Origin of the sequence: Neorhizobium sp. R1-B, from assembly GCF_004368875.1 — a bacterium.
GTDB lineage: Bacteria > Pseudomonadota > Alphaproteobacteria > Rhizobiales > Rhizobiaceae > Neorhizobium > Neorhizobium huautlense.
This window is the reverse complement of record NZ_SOEM01000015.1, coordinates 1-14,750: the sequence shown is the minus strand read 5'-3', so window position 1 is coordinate 14,750 and position 14,750 is coordinate 1. Positions and strand designations below refer to the sequence as shown.

The window sequence follows — 14,750 nt, the reverse complement described above, 5'->3', positions numbered from 1 at the left end:
GACGGAGGCAGACATGAGCACTGTTGCAATGGACTCACCAGCAATGAATGAAAGACAGGGATTTGACTGGATTGCCTTCGCCGCGATCCTCGTGACGATCGTTTTCTGGGCTTCCTCCTTCGCCGCCATCCGCATCGGTCTGGGGGCATTGACCCCGATCGAACTCGCCACCGCACGCTATGTTTCCGCGGCCTTGATCGCAGTCCTTTATCTCGCTGCGGCAAGGCCGGTACTTCCCGCAAGGCGGGATGTCGTGAGGCTTTCCGTCGCAGCGATCCTGTTCATCGCAGCTTATGCGGTCCTGCTGAACATGGGCGAGCGGACGGTCGCCGCGGGGCCGGCAAGCTTCATCATCAACACGATGCCTGTCTTTACTGCGCTGATTGCGACCTTCGTTCTCGGCGAGCGGTTCGGGAAGTGGGGTTGGCTTGGCACGGCGGTCTCGTTTGCCGGCGTCGCTCTTATCGCTGCATCGAGCGAAAACGGCTTCGATCTCGATCCCAACGCCATCCTTATTCTCGGCGCCGCCCTCTGCTCCGCCGTCGCGAGCGTGTTGCAGAAGCCGATCCTTGGTCGGATGCCGGTGCTTGCCGTCACCGCATGGCTGATGCTGATCGGTTCCATTCCCCTGCTCCCGGCGGTACCTTTCACGATACAGGCGCTTGCCGTTGCGCCCGCCGACGTGAACTGGAGCGTCGCATATCTGGTCGTCTTTCCGACCGTGATCGGCTACGTCACCTGGGCAGTCGCCTTGAAGCGCCTGTCCGCAGCCCGGGCCGCAAACTTCCTCTATGGCGTCCCCCCGACCGCCACCTTGATCGGTTTCCTGTGGCTTGGCGAAGTGCCCACCGTAATCGGGGCCGCAGGCGGCATCATAGCGATCCTCGGCGTGCTGATCGTCAATCTGATGCGCAGGAGGTGAAGTACTGCGCTTAGTCAGCCTTAACAGATAGCTACGCCACTTTGTTGAATCGTTCTGGCAGCCGCCCTTGCGGCTGCCTCGACTATTTGCCGTTCACCAGGTTCAGGATGAGTTGATGGACGTTGCCGCCCTCGCTCATCTCGACCTTGTCGAAATCGCTGTTGCGCTTGCGGTGAGTCCTGGAAATCTCGCCGAGTTTCGCGGTCAGCTCCGTCCGGATTTTAGAGCACCTCGGATCGTTGGCGACCGTGAGGCCGACGCTCACCCGCTCGATCTCCTTCACCATGTCGACGATCATAACCCCGTGCACATTTTCGTGCCGACGGACCCCCGCGATGAAGATATCCCATTTCCTCTTAATCTCCGGCGACAAGGGAGAAACGGGCTTTGGCAGCACGTAAGTGATGATCAGCTTCGGTTTTGCCGAGACCAGGGTACAGGCACCATCTGGCTGTGGTTCGTATTTCCTAGTCCAGGTGAGTTTGAAGTTGGTGTGGGCAATGGCCCGAACCTCCTTGCCCACTTTTGGGCCTCTTTCACCGATCGATCCATAGAGATCGATCCCGGAATCGCCGGTAACGGGATAGGTCTGCACCTGTTCGACCGGCTGCCACTGAGCCTGCGCTGATGCCTCCATCGGGAGGAGCGCAAAAGAGGCTGCAGCCCAAAGTCCAATGCCTTTCGTCAACCGATTCCCCTTGCGTGTTTGCGCAAAATCGTAGCGAGAACCGCCACAAGTTTCAATTTCCACCGCCGCCCGTCACCGCATCTGCTCCATACATATAGCCGGCGACAATCCTGATCGGGAAGCGACAACCAGCGCCGACTCGGCCGATTATCAGGTCTTCGGCCTCGCTGCTGGAACCAGCACCCGGTGGGTGATCCGTGAATCGAGATCATACAGGGTAATCGGCGTTTCCCTGCCTATTCGCGTTCCATCCAGGAGACGGATAAGATCATCCCCGCCGCTGACCGGCTGGCCGTCGATCGCCAGGATGAAATCCCCCTCCTTCAACCCGGCCCGCTCCGCGGGACTGCCCGGATCGATGCGGCGAATGCGTACCGTCGTCTCCTGGGTCATCCCAGCCTTCAACGCTATCCGACGCGGCAGCGCGATCGTATCGACGACGATCCCGACAAAAGCCCGGCGTACATGCCCGAAGCGCAGGATTTCGGAGACCACAAAATTCGCCGTGTTAGAGGCGACGGCGAAGGCGATGCCCTGCGCACCGCGGATGACGGCCGTGTTGACGCCGACGACTTCGCCGGCAGCCGAGACGAGCGGACCTCCGGAATTGCCGGGATTAAGTGCTGCATCCGTCTGTATGACGTCCTCGATCAGCCGGCCGGTCGACGCCCTCATCGAGCGTCCGAGTGCCGAAACCACGCCGGCCGTGACCGACCAGTCGAAGCCGAGCGGATTGCCGATGGCAATCGCGACATGGCCGCGGCGCAGTCTCTTCGAATCGCCGAGCCTGGCCCAGGCCTGGACGTCCATGTCGGCACGAACAAGTGCGATATCGGTATCCGCATCGCGCCCGAGCACGCTCGCCTGCCCCACCGCGCCGTCGGCGCTGCGGATGCGCACGGCCTTCGCGTCGCCGACGACATGGTGATTGGTGATGATCAGCCCGTCGGGCGATATGGCAAAGCCGGACCCATGGCCGTTGTCGCCGAGCCGTTCGATGCGGCTGACGGCAGGGCCGACGCGATCAACCGCGCCGGCAACAGTCTCCGAATAGACGTCAAGCAGGGCGCCATCCTCGGGAACAGGAGGATTGATGTCGATGAAACCCATGGCAAGAACTCCAGAAATCCGCGCTTCTGGAAATGGAAGAAGCGGAAGAAGAACAGCATGTGGTGGGTAGGCCGTCGCGAAACAAGAATGCGCTGCGACAGGCCTGAAGCGGACGCCGATTTCATCCCTCGCCATCTGATGCTTACCGGATACACCAGCCGATATCTTCGAATTGCCCCCGTTCGAACCGCCATTAATACTCGACAGACAGTATCATATTTGTGAGCTCGAACTATTCATGAGTCTAGGGGCAAGTTATGAGAATCAAAGTGCGGGTGGGCCTGCTGGCGGCAGGCGTGGTCATCACTTCCATTGGCTGGGCGAAGGCTCAGGATCCCAACGCCGATACGACGCTCGCGCCGATCATTCTCGAGTCGGAAAGCGACGACATCCTCGTTCAGGAAGGATATGTCGCAAAATCCGACCGGATCGGCACGAAGGTGGACACCCCGATCGTCAAAATTCCCCAAGCCGTTTCGGTCGTTACGCAAGATCAGATCGAGGACCAGAAGCCGCGCACCCTCAACGAATCGCTGAGCTATACCGCGGGCGCCAATCCGAACACGTTCGGCTACGATTCCCGCTATGATGCTTTTTATCTTCGCGGCTTCCCGGCCTATTATACCGGTCTCTTCCGCGACGGGTTGAAGCAGTTTAATGGCCCCTCGGCCTGGTTTCGGACCGAACCTTACGGATTGGAGGGTATCACCGTCCTCAAAGGACCGGCCTCATCGCTCTATGGTGTGAGCGGCCCCGGCGGCATCGTCAATCTGGTCACCAAGCGTCCCAAGGACGAGCCCTTCCATGAGGTCGAGACGGTGATCGGGCAAGACAACAGGTATCAGGCGGCAATCGATCTGTCGGGGCCTGTGGATGAAGAAGGCACGCTCCTCTACCGCCTGACAGCGCTCGGCCGGAAGAGCGACACCCATATTGATGGCTATCCCGACGACACGTTCTATATTGCCCCGGCCTTTACCTGGAAGCCGGATGAAGACACCAAGCTAACGGTGCTCGGCGAATATTCCCGCTCGGTCACGGGCGGCACGGCTTTCTACGACAATCCAACCTACGGAACTGTCTCGCGAACCTATGCCGGCGACCCGGACTGGAACGATTTCACCACCAAGCAGGGCCGCATCGGATACGAATTCGAGCACCGCCTGAACGAAGTCGTCACCTTGCGGCAGAACCTGCGTTATCACGACGTCGATGCCGATCTGCAGTATAGCGGCTTTTATCCGGCTGCTCCCACCCGCTATTGGGGACATTACAAGGAACACGTGAAGAACTTCTCGATCGACAACATGGCGCAGTTCGAGTTCGACACCGGCCCGGTCAGCCACACGGCCGTCGCCGGCTTCAACTACAGCTGGACCGACTACAGCGCACGTTCCGCCTCCTCCTTCGTATCGGTCGACGACCTGAAGTCGCAGCCCTTCTTCTTCTCCGGCAGCCAGGAAATGAACCAGTACGGCCTCTATCTCCACGACCAGATGGAATGGGACAAATGGACGTTCTTCGTGACCGGTCGACAGGATTGGGCGAAGTCGCACAGCGTCACGGCTGCCCTGACCGAGATCGACAGTACCGATAGCGCCTTCTCCGGCCGAGTTGGAATATCCTACGAAACCGAATGGGGCGTAATTCCCTATGCCAACTATTCGCGGTCCTTCTCGCCAAACCTCGGCTTCGTGTACGACACCTCCGGCGTTCGATCTGTTGCCAGACCCACGCTCGCCGACCAGGTCGAAGTGGGCGTCAAATATGAGATCCCGGATACGAACGCCGTCATCACCGCCAACTACTTCGATATCAAGCAGACCGACGGCGTGGTCTATGACGGTACGTTCGACGCGGACGGCAATCAGGTTCAGCGCCAGCTCGACTTGCATTCGCGCGGCATCGAACTCGAGGCAAACGCCTCGTTCGACAACGGCTTCAGCCTGATCGCCTCCTATACCTACATGCGCATGGAGATCGACAAGGGACTGGCAGGCACGGTCGGCAATCAGCTTTCCGCTACACCGAACCACATCGCTTCGCTGTGGGGGCACTATCTGTTCGAAGACGGTCCGCTCGCCGGTCTCGGTCTCGGCGCCGGCGTCCGCTATATCGGCGAAAGCTATGGCGACGACACGAATACATTCAAGAATGATTCCCGCACGTTGATGGACGCTGCCTTGTCCTACGACTTCGGCTATCAGAACCCGGACCTGAAGGGTCTGACCCTTCAGGTGAACGCCAAGAACCTGTTCGACACCCAGAAGGCGGTTTGCTCTGCCGGAAATTGCTATTGGGACGAAGGACGCACGGTCTATGGCAGCCTGCGTTATCGCTTCTGATGGCTGAGACAGCGATCCGCAACCCGCCCTCGCCGCTCCTCGTGCTCACGGGGATCGGTGGGCTTTACGTCGCGCAGAGCGTCATCGGCGGCGTTACCTGGGCCGGCCTTCCCGCGATCATGCGCTCCGAGGGCGTACCGCTCGACCAGATCGGCTATGTTTCGCTGATCGCGCTGCCCTGGGCGCTCAAATTCCTCTGGTCGCCCTGGGTGGAGCGCTACCGGCTGCCGCCAAGAGGAAAAAACCGCTCTGCCGAAATCGTTGCGACAGGCGGACTGATCTCGATCGTCGGCATGTTGCTGGTCGGCAGCCTGACGCCGAGTGAAGCCTTTCCGTTGCTTGCCTGCCTGACGGTTGTGGCCTTTGCTGCCTCGACGGTCGACATCGCCTGTGACGGTTTTGCGGTTCAGACGCTGTCCAAGGCGCAGCATGGCTGGGGCAACGCCGCACAGGTCGGCGGCGCCTATCTCGGTTCGGCGATAGGCGGTGGCCTGTTCCTTTACCTGGTCGGGGCCTTCGGCTGGTCTCAGGCATCCTGGACGATATCAGCGATCCTGCTCCTTCTCGGCCTGCCCTTCCTGTTCGGCGCCGCACGGAACCTGCCGGAGGAAACCCGTCAGCACGTTCCATCGCTCGGCGCTCCGCTGAGGCGGCCGGAGCTGCGTCGCGGCCTCCTGGTTTCGGCGATCTTTGTGATCGCGCAGAAAACAGCGCTCGGGATGATCGGCCCCTTCCTCGTCGATTCCGGGTTCGACGTGGCGACGATAGGCCTGTTGAACGGAGTGGGAAGCCTTTTCGTGGGCTTGGCCGCGGCACTTCTTGGCGGGCTCTGCGTCAGGTTGTGGGGCGTGCGGCCCGTGCTGGCGCTCTCACTCCTTGTCCAGGCGGCGTTTCTCGCGCTGTTCAGCCTTGCAGGTTTTACCAAACTGCTGCCGGAAAGCCTGCTGGTCGTCGCAGCGATCGGCAGTTCGTCCGGCATCATGGCTTTTGGCTTCGTCGCGCTTTACGCCCAGTTCATGCGCTGGTCGGATCCACGGCAGGCTGGAATCGACTTTACCCTCTTTCAGTGCATGGACGCTTTGGTGAGCATCCTCGGCGGAATCCTGGCCGGCCAGATTGCAAACGCCTTCGGCTACGGAATATTCTTTGCCTCTGCTGCGGCACTTGCTCTCGTTGCCGCCCCCGCGATTGCGGCATCGGCCAGACCTGAAAACGCTTTGGCTTCGTAAGGCGGAAGCGGCATCTGTGCCGCTTGTTCCTGCCCACTTTCCGGCGGCGAGCGCGCCGCGCCTTCCTGCAATACGAACGTTGTTGATGACAACCACCCAAAGTTATCATACATCTTGCACAACAGGGCACCGGAAATAGACGCTATCCCGAGTGGAATACTCGGCGTGGCTGGAGAAGGATGAGGGAACCTATGAGCGTGGAGACGAATGCGGATACCGGGAAGAAATCAGGAACGCTCGTATCCCGGCTTGACGAAACGCTCAGGCGGGCGATCGCCAGCGGTCAGTTTCCGCCTGGTTCGAAACTGCCGAGCGAGGCCCAGCTGACGGCGGCCCATGGCGTCAGCCGCACCGTTGTCCGCGAGGCGATAGCCGCACTTCGGGCCGACCGGCTGGTGGAGGCACGGCAAGGCGCCGGCGTCTTCGTGCTGGAGACCTCCGCGCCGAATCGTCCCGCAATGTTATCACTTTCCAATACCGACCTCGCTCGCGTGTCGTCGATGATCGAGCTGCTCGAGCTCAGAACTGCAGTGGAGGTGGAGGCTGCGGGGCTCGCAGCGCTCCGGCGGTCACCGGCGCAGGAGGAAGTTATCCTCGAACGACATGACGCAGTTCGCGCCTGTCTGGAGGCCTCGAAGCCGACGAGCGAGGCGGATTTCGCACTGCATCTCGCGATCGCGGAAGCGACAAACAATCCCCGCTTCCGCGAATTTCTCACGATGATCGGACGCAATCTCATCCCCCGCGCTGCTCTGCGACCGGACGACTCCGAGGCCGATCAGGCGGCCTATATCAAGCTCCTGGACGATGAACATAACGCCATCGTGAGCGCGATCTCCATGGGCGACGAGGAAGGCGCTCGCGAGGCGATGCGACGGCACCTGCGCGGTGCCCAACTGCGCTACCGGACCCTCCTGAGAGAGATGCGGGAATCTGTAAGATAACTTGTTGACACAAGTAACTCCGACCTGTACGACAATTTCCGTCCGGAGGAGACGTTTACAGAGGAAATACAGATCATGACGCCTGAAGAAATCAAGGCTACGCTTGGGGCCGGCCTGCTGTCCTTTCCCGTCACCCATTTCGACAAGGAAGGCCAGTTTCAACCGGAAAGTTATCGCCGCCATATCGAATGGCTGTCTGGTTTCGAGGCGCCGGTTCTCTTTGCCGCCGGCGGCACCGGCGAGTTCTTCTCGCTCTCTCCGAACGAAATTCCCGGTATCGTCGCAGCCGCCAAGGAAGCCTCCGGCAAGACTGCGATCGTTTCCGGCTGCGGCTTCGGCACCCATGTGGGCGTCGAACTCGCCCGCGCCGTCGAAAAGGCCGGCGCCGATGGCATCCTGCTGCTGCCCCATTACCTCATCGATGCGCCACAGGAAGGGCTCTATCATCATGTGAAGCGCATCTGCCAGTCGGTCGGCATCGGCGTCATGGTCTACAACCGCGACAATTCCGTCCTGCAGGTCGACACGCTGAAGCGCTTGTGTGATGAGTGCCCGAACCTCATCGCCTTCAAGGACGGCACCGGCGACATCGGACTGGTCCGGCAGATCACCGCCACCATGGGCGATCGGCTGATGTATCTCGGCGGTATGCCGACTGCCGAACTTTTTGCGGAAGCTTATCTCGGGGCCGGTTTCACGACCTATTCCTCAGCAGTCTTCAACTTCGTGCCGGGACTGGCCGTCGAGTTCTACAAGGCTCTTCGGGCGGGCAATCGCGCACGCTGCGAGGAGATCCTGAGGGACTTCTTCTACCCGTTCATGGCGCTGCGCAGCCGTCGCAAGGGTTATGCGGTTTCGGCAATCAAGGCTGGCGTTCGCCTCCAGGGCTTCGATGCGGGCAAGGTACGCCCGCCGCTGGACGATCTGACAGCGGACGAAGAAGACATGCTTCTGCAACTCATCGGCTCCCACAAGCGGTAATGCCATGAAGATCGCATCGGTTCGCACCCATCTTCTCGAACACAAGCTCGATGTCGCCTTCGAAAGCGCTTCCATGCGCTTCGATCGCCGCGCGCATATTCTGGTGGAGATCGAGTGCGACGACGGCACGATCGGCTGGGGCGAGTGTCTTGGCCCTGCCCGACCGAATGCTGCGGTCGTCGCAGCCTATGCAAATTGGCTGGTCGACGAAAATCCGCTGGAAACCGAAAAGATCTGGGCGCGGCTCTACAATGCGCTTCGCGACCAGGGCCAGCGTGGCCTTGCCGTCACAGCATTGTCCGGCATCGACATCGCGCTCTGGGACATAAAGGGCAAGCATTTCGGTGTCCCGGTCTCGATCCTGCTCGGCGGTCGCTTTCGCGAGTCCGTCAAGGCCTACGCAACCGGCAGCTTCAAGCGCGACGGTGTCGACCGGGTCGAGGACAATGCGACGGATGTCGCCCGCTACCGCCAAGAGGGTTTTCACGCCACCAAGATCAAGATCGGCTTCGGCGTCGAGGAAGATCTGCGCGTCATACGCGCAGTCCGCGATGCCGCCGGCCCGGACATGCGCCTGATGATCGATGCCAATCACGGATATGACGCGGTGGAAGCCATCAGGCTCGGCAACGCAGCATCGCAGTTCGGAATCGACTGGTTCGAGGAGCCCGTCGTCCCGGAACAGCTCGCTGCCTATCGAGAAGTCCGCGCCAGACAGCCGATCCCGGTTGCCGGCGGCGAGACTTGGCACAGCCGCTGGGGTATACGCGAACCGGTGGAAACCCGTGCGGTAGACATTCTGCAGCCCGATTTGGCTGGCGTGGGCGGTTTCACGGAGGCCAAGCGCGTCGCCGACCTCGCCGCATTGCATGGCATCCGCGTCGTGCCGCACGTCTGGGGTACGGCGGTGCATATCGCGGCAGCCTTGCAATTCATGGCAGCAATGATTCCAAGCCCGGTCCGCGTCAACCCGATCGAACCGATCCTCGAATTCGACCGCACCGATAACCCGTTCCGGCAAGCGGTGATCAAAACGCCGATCGAACACGAGCGCGGCGTGGTGCAGATTCCGAACGGCCCAGGCCTCGGGATCGAGATCAACCGCGATGCGCTCGCTGAATTCCGCATGGGAGACATCTGATGCTCGTCCGCACCCTTTCCGGCAATCCTCCCAAGACTAAACTGCCCAAGGGCGCGGTCGATACCCAGATGCATGCCTATCTGCCGGGTTACCCTTCCCTGCCCGGCGGCCCAGGCCTGCCGGCAGGAGATTTACCGACGCCTGCCCAGTATCTTGAATTCATGCGCTGGATCGGCATCGATCGGGTCATCGTCACCCAGGGCAATGCCCAGCAGCGCGACAATTCCAACCTCAATGCCTGCCTTGCCGAGTTCGGCTCGATCGCCCGCGGTGTCTGCGTCATCGACTCGACCACGTCGGACCCAGAACTGGAGCGCCTTTCCGCAGCGGGCAATGTCGGCGCGCGGATCATGGATCTTCCCGGCGGCGCGGTGAACCTCGGCGAATTGGAAGCGGTGGATTCGAAAGCAGCCTCCCAGGGATGGATGCTCGCGATACAATTCGACGGCAGCAACATTCTTGACCACGAGGCAAGACTGGCCAAGCTCAAGTCCCGCTGGGTGCTCGATCATCATGGCAAATTCTTTGCGGGCGTCACGCCCGACAGTCCGCAGGTCGCAGCGGTCAAGCGGCTGATCGACGGCGGCAGGTGCTGGTTCAAATTCGCCGGCGTCTACGAGTCGTCCAAGTCCGGCGGCCCGGACTATGCCGATGTGGCGGCAGTGGCGCGCGAAATCGCAGCCTATGCGCCCGAGCGCATCGTCTGGGGCACCAACTGGCCCCACAATCTCGCCCGCGAGCAGGCCGATTATCCGAACGATGCGGCGCTGACTGATACCGTGCTCGGCTGGCTCCCAGACGACACGGCCCGTCACCTCGCGCTCGTGAAGAATCCAGAAGAACTTTACGGCCTTCCCGCGTGGACGGCTGAAAGAGACTGACGACAGAACGACCGGAGCATGGAGGCTCCGGCGTGTTACCAGAGGAGGAAAACATGAAACTCACCAAAATGCTCGGCCTTGCACTAGGCCTGGCGCTCGCCGCGACAACCGCCCATTCGCAGGAAGTAACGCTGCGTTCCGCCGACATCCATCCGGACGGCTATCCGACCGTGGAAGCGGTCAAGTATATGGGCGAACTGATTTCGCAGCGCACCAACGGCCGCATCAAGATCCAGGTCATGAACAACTCGGTGCTTGGCAGCGAGAAGGACACGATCGAACAGACCCGCTTCGGCGTCATCGACATGAACCGCGTGAACGCCGCTCCGTTCAACAACCTGGTGCCCGAGACAGCCGTTTTGGGCCTTCCCTTCCTGTTCCGTTCGACCGAACATATGCACAAGGTCGTCGACGGCCCGATTGGCGATGAGGTTCTGAAAGCCTTCGAACCCCATGGTCTCGTTGGTCTCGCCTATTATGATTCCGGCGCACGTTCCTTTTATACGACCAAGAAGCCGGTGGAGAAGCTCGCCGATCTTAAGGGTATGAAGATTCGCGTCCAGCAGTCGGACATGTGGATTGCAATGATGCAGGCCTTCGGCGCCAATCCTACGCCGATGCCGATGGGTGAGGTCTATTCCTCGCTCGAGACCGGCGTCGTCGACGGGGCGGAAAACAACTGGCCTTCCTATGAATCGGCTCGTCACTACGAGGTGGCCAAGAACTATTCCCTGACGCAGCACTCCATGACCCCGGAAATTCTGGTCATGTCGAAAACGTCCTGGGACAAGCTGAGCCCGGAAGACCAGAAGGCCGTCAAGGAATCCGCCAAGGAATCCGTCGGCAAGATGCGGGAACTGTGGGCGGCCCGTGAAAAGAGCTCGGAACAGAAGGTCCGCGACGGCGGCGTCAAGGTGATCGAGGTCAACAAGGAAGAATTCTCCGCGGCCATGAAGCCGGTCTACGACCGCTTCGTTACCGATGCGAAGATGAAGGATCTCCTGAAGCGCATCCAGGACGTAAAGTAAGTTCAAGCGGTAGACCGGCCCTCCTTCGAGGGCCGGTTTTTTTGTAGGCCGGTTTTTCGCAGACACCGGCGGGAGGACGTAATCATGAGAAACTTCATGCTGGCCATAAGACCCCTTCTGGGCGGGCTCAGTCGCATGTCACTTTACATCGCCGGCATTGGCATGGTCACCATGACCCTCATCGTCGGTTGGCAGGTTTTCGGCCGCTACGTGCTGAACGATTCCCCGACATGGTCCGAGCCGCTGTCACTTTATCTGATGTCCTGGTTCATCATGCTCGGAGCAGCCGTCGGCGTTCGCGAGAGCGTGCATCTCGGGCTCGATATCGTCCGTTACGTCATGCCGCCGGTGATCCAGAAAACGATGGATCTCATAAGTCTCGGCCTCATCGTGCTCTTTGGCATCGGAATGGCCTATTACTCGACGCTACTCGCGATCGGCACGTGGTCGGCCACCATTCCCGTTCTCGGCTGGCCGGGTGGCACGGATTTCTTCCCGATGATCGTCGGCGGCGCGATGATCTCTCTGTTCGCTCTGGAGCGCTTTGTCGATGTCGTTGTCGGCATTGAAGTGGCTGCCGACGTCCTCGTGCAGGAGGCTGCGTAATGGCCTACGCCATCCTTTTTGGTTCTTTTACTGTCCTGATGCTGATTGGCATGCCGATCGCGTTCTGCCTGGGGATCGCATCCTTCGCCACGGTCCTCTACATAGGTCTGCCGCCGATCGTCGTCTTCCAGCAGCTGAATTCCGGCATGAACGTCTTTGCGATGATGGCGATCCCGTTCTTCATCTTCGCGGGCGACCTGATGGTGCGCGGCGGTATTGCCCATCGACTGATCCGCTTTGCAGCCGGCCTCGTCGGGCATCTGCGCGGAGGCCTGGGCCAGGTAAACGTCGTCGCCTCAACGCTGTTCGGTGGTATTTCCGGTTCAGCGGTTGCGGATGCCTCGGCTGTCGGCGGACTCATGATCCCGCAAATGGCGGCCCGCGGCTATGACAAGGACTACGCCGTCAACGTGACCGCCAATGCCGCCATCATCGCGCTGATGATCCCGCCCTCGCACAACATGATCCTCTATTCGATCGCAGCCGGCGGCAACGTCTCCGTCGCAGATCTCTTCACCGCCGGCATCATTCCCGGCCTGCTGCTCGCCGGTGCGCTGATGTTCACGGCCTGGTGGGTTGCCGTTAAGCGTGGTTATCCGGCTGACCCGTTCCCCGGCCTCGCCCGCGTCGGTTATTACCTGCTGGCCTCGCTGCCCGGTATCCTGTTGATCGCCATCATCTTCGGCGGCGTCCGCTCCGGTGTGTTCACGGCGACGGAGAGCTCCTGCATCGCAGTCCTCTACGCCTTCTTGGTCGCCATGCTCGTCTATCGCGAATTGAACTGGGAAGGTTTTGTCGAGGCTGTCATGGGCGCGGTGCGCACCACGGCGATGGTGCTGCTGGTCATCGGCACCGCGGCCGCGTTCGGCTGGCTGATGGCATTCCTGCAGGTTCAGTCGCTGATCATCTCAGCAATCAGCGCGATCTCGGACAATCCGATCGTCGTTCTGCTGATGATCAACCTTATCCTGCTGGTCCTTGGCACGTTCATGGACATGGCACCGATGGTTATCATCTCAACGCCGATCCTGCTGCCCGTCGTCAAGGCTTTCGGCGTCGATCCAGTGCACTTCGGCGTCATCATGATCCTCAATGCCGGGATCGGCCTCAACACGCCGCCGGTCGGAACCGTGCTATTCGTCAGTTGCGCGGTGGGCGGCATCACGATACGTGAAGCGATGCGCACGATCTGGCCTTTCTTCGGAGCCAGCATAGCAGTATTGCTGCTCGTGACTTACATCCCTGCCCTGTCGCTCTGGCTGCCAAGCATTTTCAGGTGAGCGACTGAACAAGCTTTATCTGACGGTCCCGTCCCATGACGGGGCCTTTCACATGAAAGGAGAGGTCAATGACCATCTACCAGAACCTGATCGCCGGCGAATGGGTCGGCTCCGACGCTTCGAAGAACATCAATCCCTCCGACACGAATGATGTGGTGGGCATGTATGCCCAGGGCAGCGCCGAAGACGCCAAAGAGGCGATCGCCGCGGCAAAGGCAGCCTTCCCCGCTTGGTCCCGCTCCGGCATCCTCGAACGCCACGCGATCCTCAGAAAGACTTCCGACGAAATCCTCGCCCGAAAGGACGAGCTCGGCGCGCTCCTGGCCCGCGAGGAAGGCAAGATCCTTCCCGAAGCAACCGGCGAAGTCATCCGCGCCGCCCAGATCTTCGATTTCTTCGCCGGCGAAGCCCTGCGCCTCACCGGTGAAATGGTGCCCTCCGCCCGTCCGAACATCGGTGTCGAGATCACCCGCGAACCGCTTGGCGTCATCGGCATCATCACGCCCTGGAATTTCCCGATCGCCATTCCGGCCTGGAAGATCGCGCCAGCCCTCTGCTACGGCAATACCGTGGTCTTCAAGCCTGCCGATCTTGTACCCGGATGTGGCTGGGCGATCGTCGACATCCTGCACCGCGCCGGTCTCCCGAAGGGCGTGCTGAATCTCGTCATGGGCCGCGGCTCGGTGGTCGGCCAGGCCATGCTCGACAGCCCGGACCTCGCCGGCATCACGTTTACCGGCTCCACCGGCACCGGCAAGCGCGTCGCGCTCGCTTCGATCGAGCATAACCGCAAGTTCCAGCTGGAAATGGGCGGCAAGAACCCGATGGTCGTCCTTGATGACGCGGATTTGACCGTCGCTGTCGAAGCAGCCGCCAATTCCGGCTTCTTCTCGACCGGCCAGCGCTGCACCGCCTCCTCGCGGCTGATCGTCACCGAAGGCATCCACGACAAGTTTGTCGCGGCGCTGACCGAAAAGCTGAAGACGCTCAACGTCGACAACGCCATGAAGGCCGGCAGCCATATCGGCCCGGTCGTCGACGACAAGCAGCTGAAGCAGGACACTGACTATATCGACATCGGCAAGTCGGAAGGCGCCAAGCTCGCCTTCGGCGGCGAAGTTATCAAGCGCGATACCCCCGGCTTCTATCTGCAGCCAACGCTGTTTACCGAAGCGACCAACCAGATGCGGATTTCCCGCGAGGAAATCTTCGGACCGGTCGCAAGCGTCATCCGCGCCAAGAACTACGAAGAAGCGCTGGCAATTGCCAATGACACGCCCTTCGGTCTCTCGGCCGGCATCGCCACCACCAGCCTGAAATATGCCACCCATTTCAAGCGCAACTCGGAAGCAGGCATGGTGATGGTCAACCTGCCGACCGCAGGCGTCGATTTCCACGTCCCGTTCGGCGGCCGCAAGGCTTCCTCTTTCGGCCCACGCGAACAGGGTAAGTACGCCGCGGAATTCTTCACCGTCGTGAAGACCGCCTACACCTTGGCCTAATCGGCATAGGGGGCGATTTAATCAATCGCACCCCTGCCACACCACCCGGCATGCGGGTCCGCACCGGGCGGTTTGAGAGATTGAGGCTAAGCG

At 60.7% G+C, this 14,750-nt stretch carries 13 protein-coding genes; 11 read left to right on the top strand and 2 right to left on the bottom strand.

The window, feature by feature from the left end; genetic code table 11:
* The first annotated feature begins 13 nt into the window (after nucleotides 1–13).
* On the top strand, nucleotides 14–922 hold the full coding sequence (locus tag EDE05_RS18865) for a DMT family transporter (protein WP_105370161.1): 909 nt from the start codon (nucleotides 14–16) through the stop codon (nucleotides 920–922).
* A gap of 82 nt (nucleotides 923–1,004) precedes the next feature.
* On the opposite strand, the gene EDE05_RS18860 is transcribed toward EDE05_RS18865, so the two are convergent.
* Both EDE05_RS18860 and EDE05_RS18855 read right to left on the bottom strand, forming a co-directional pair.
* Nucleotides 1,005–1,559, bottom strand: a complete 555-nt coding sequence (locus EDE05_RS18860; RefSeq protein ID WP_112801315.1) for a DUF922 domain-containing protein — start codon at nucleotides 1,557–1,559, stop codon at nucleotides 1,005–1,007.
* A 201-nt stretch (nucleotides 1,560–1,760) separates the two neighbouring features.
* A complete protein-coding gene (locus EDE05_RS18855) occupies nucleotides 1,761–2,720 on the bottom strand; it encodes a trypsin-like peptidase domain-containing protein (RefSeq protein ID WP_112801313.1) in 960 nt (319 codons plus the stop codon).
* A 257-nt stretch (nucleotides 2,721–2,977) separates the two neighbouring features.
* Here EDE05_RS18855 and EDE05_RS18850 point away from each other — a divergent pair, with 257 nt between their 5' ends.
* The 10 genes from EDE05_RS18850 (at nucleotide 2,978) to EDE05_RS18805 (ending at nucleotide 14,657) form a co-directional block, all read left to right on the top strand.
* Complete coding sequence (locus EDE05_RS18850; protein ID WP_112801233.1) at nucleotides 2,978–5,065, top strand: TonB-dependent siderophore receptor; 2,088 nt, start codon at nucleotides 2,978–2,980, stop codon at nucleotides 5,063–5,065.
* The gene (locus EDE05_RS18845; RefSeq protein WP_112801228.1) at nucleotides 5,065–6,294 is read left to right on the top strand and encodes an MFS transporter; all 1,230 of its coding nucleotides are present in this window, start codon (nucleotides 5,065–5,067) and stop codon (nucleotides 6,292–6,294) included. Before EDE05_RS18850 ends, EDE05_RS18845 begins: the two co-directional genes overlap by 1 nt.
* Nucleotides 6,295–6,485: 191 nt before the next feature.
* The gene (locus EDE05_RS18840; RefSeq protein WP_105370164.1) at nucleotides 6,486–7,238 is read left to right on the top strand and encodes a FadR/GntR family transcriptional regulator; all 753 of its coding nucleotides are present in this window, start codon (nucleotides 6,486–6,488) and stop codon (nucleotides 7,236–7,238) included.
* A gap of 75 nt (nucleotides 7,239–7,313) precedes the next feature.
* Nucleotides 7,314–8,219, top strand: coding sequence for a 5-dehydro-4-deoxyglucarate dehydratase (gene kdgD, locus EDE05_RS18835; RefSeq protein ID WP_105370165.1), 906 nt, complete (start codon nucleotides 7,314–7,316; stop codon nucleotides 8,217–8,219).
* 4 nt (nucleotides 8,220–8,223) lie between these two features.
* Nucleotides 8,224–9,360, top strand: a complete 1,137-nt coding sequence (locus EDE05_RS18830) for a mandelate racemase/muconate lactonizing enzyme family protein (RefSeq protein ID WP_112801225.1) — start codon at nucleotides 8,224–8,226, stop codon at nucleotides 9,358–9,360.
* Nucleotides 9,360–10,241, top strand: a complete 882-nt coding sequence (locus EDE05_RS18825; RefSeq protein ID WP_132412773.1) for an amidohydrolase family protein — start codon at nucleotides 9,360–9,362, stop codon at nucleotides 10,239–10,241. The genes EDE05_RS18830 and EDE05_RS18825 overlap by 1 nt, the downstream gene beginning before the upstream one ends.
* A gap of 53 nt (nucleotides 10,242–10,294) precedes the next feature.
* On the top strand, nucleotides 10,295–11,269 hold the full coding sequence (locus EDE05_RS18820; protein ID WP_105370168.1) for a TRAP transporter substrate-binding protein: 975 nt from the start codon (nucleotides 10,295–10,297) through the stop codon (nucleotides 11,267–11,269).
* An 84-nt stretch (nucleotides 11,270–11,353) separates the two neighbouring features.
* A complete protein-coding gene (locus EDE05_RS18815) occupies nucleotides 11,354–11,875 on the top strand; it encodes a TRAP transporter small permease (RefSeq protein WP_105370169.1) in 522 nt (173 codons plus the stop codon).
* Nucleotides 11,875–13,155 carry a TRAP transporter large permease gene (locus tag EDE05_RS18810; protein WP_112801221.1) on the top strand — a complete coding sequence of 427 codons (1,281 nt, stop codon included), beginning with the start codon at nucleotides 11,875–11,877 and terminating at the stop codon, nucleotides 13,153–13,155. The genes EDE05_RS18815 and EDE05_RS18810 overlap by 1 nt, the downstream gene beginning before the upstream one ends.
* A gap of 68 nt (nucleotides 13,156–13,223) precedes the next feature.
* A complete protein-coding gene (locus EDE05_RS18805; RefSeq protein ID WP_132412771.1) occupies nucleotides 13,224–14,657 on the top strand; it encodes an aldehyde dehydrogenase family protein in 1,434 nt (477 codons plus the stop codon).
* Nucleotides 14,658–14,750: the final 93 nt, after the last annotated feature.

Bases quoted from the DNA above. Each gene is read 5' to 3' on its own strand.
- EDE05_RS18865 (WP_105370161.1), top strand. From the start codon at position 14: ATGAGCACTGTTGCAATGGACTCACCAGCAATGAATGAAAGACAGGGA.
- EDE05_RS18860 (WP_112801315.1), bottom strand. From the start codon at position 1,559: ATGGAGGCATCAGCGCAGGCTCAGTGGCAGCCGGTCGAACAGGTGCAG.
- EDE05_RS18855 (WP_112801313.1), bottom strand. From the start codon at position 2,720: ATGGGTTTCATCGACATCAATCCTCCTGTTCCCGAGGATGGCGCCCTG.
- EDE05_RS18850 (WP_112801233.1), top strand. From the start codon at position 2,978: ATGAGAATCAAAGTGCGGGTGGGCCTGCTGGCGGCAGGCGTGGTCATC.
- EDE05_RS18845 (WP_112801228.1), top strand. From the start codon at position 5,065: ATGGCTGAGACAGCGATCCGCAACCCGCCCTCGCCGCTCCTCGTGCTC.
- EDE05_RS18840 (WP_105370164.1), top strand. From the start codon at position 6,486: ATGAGCGTGGAGACGAATGCGGATACCGGGAAGAAATCAGGAACGCTC.
- kdgD (WP_105370165.1), top strand. From the start codon at position 7,314: ATGACGCCTGAAGAAATCAAGGCTACGCTTGGGGCCGGCCTGCTGTCC.
- EDE05_RS18830 (WP_112801225.1), top strand. From the start codon at position 8,224: ATGAAGATCGCATCGGTTCGCACCCATCTTCTCGAACACAAGCTCGAT.
- EDE05_RS18825 (WP_132412773.1), top strand. From the start codon at position 9,360: ATGCTCGTCCGCACCCTTTCCGGCAATCCTCCCAAGACTAAACTGCCC.
- EDE05_RS18820 (WP_105370168.1), top strand. From the start codon at position 10,295: ATGAAACTCACCAAAATGCTCGGCCTTGCACTAGGCCTGGCGCTCGCC.
- EDE05_RS18815 (WP_105370169.1), top strand. From the start codon at position 11,354: ATGAGAAACTTCATGCTGGCCATAAGACCCCTTCTGGGCGGGCTCAGT.
- EDE05_RS18810 (WP_112801221.1), top strand. From the start codon at position 11,875: ATGGCCTACGCCATCCTTTTTGGTTCTTTTACTGTCCTGATGCTGATT.
- EDE05_RS18805 (WP_132412771.1), top strand. From the start codon at position 13,224: ATGACCATCTACCAGAACCTGATCGCCGGCGAATGGGTCGGCTCCGAC.